This window comes from Streptomyces tricolor, from assembly GCF_002155905.1.
GTDB classification, from domain to species: Bacteria; Actinomycetota; Actinomycetes; order Streptomycetales; family Streptomycetaceae; genus Streptomyces; species Streptomyces tricolor.
The window spans coordinates 1-547 of the sequence record NZ_MUMF01001101.1; the positions used below are offsets into that span (position 1 = coordinate 1).

1 pseudogene is annotated in these 547 nt (G+C 72.4%); it reads right to left on the bottom strand.

Annotated features, from left to right (window positions below):
- Positions 1–49: 49 nt before the first annotated feature.
- Positions 50–367, bottom strand: a pseudogene (locus CCN44_RS42975) (glycosyltransferase 87 family protein); the annotation flags it as partial.
- Between the last annotated feature and the right edge of the window lie 180 nt (positions 368–547).

Below are 547 nucleotides of genomic sequence, written 5' to 3' on the forward strand. Positions count from 1 at the left end.
GTGAGGCTCACGCCTCCGTCAGCCGAACATGCCGGGCACGTAGCCGCCGGCGGGCTGCTGGACGGGCGGAGAGGGCGACCAGGGCGGCGAGCAGGAGCACGTTGCCCGCGAGGAAGACCGCTTTCAGGGCTGGGACCGGGAGCCAGATGGTGGGGACGAACAGGACGGCGGCGAAGGGCGGGTAGGTCGCCGGGAGCCGCCACTCGGTGACGGTGAAGCCGTACAGGTCGGTGCCGTGGGCCACGGCCGCGCCCTCGGCCCGGTAGACGAGGAGATCGGCCATGGGTGCGCCGCGCAGGGCGCACAGCGTGACGAACGAGGCGAGGGAGAGGGCGAGGAGGAGCAGGGCAGGCAGGGAGGGCGTCACCGTCCGTTTACGCACGGACGCGACCCTATGCCGCTACTTACGGCGTATGCCCGCCTCCTCGCCGTACTCGCCGAGGATGACGACGCTGAACGCCGCCTCCAGGAACACCTTCACCGCGCGCAGGGCGTTGCCCAGCGGGTGGTGGTGGATGCCGTCGAGGGCGGTGGCGCCGGACGGGCG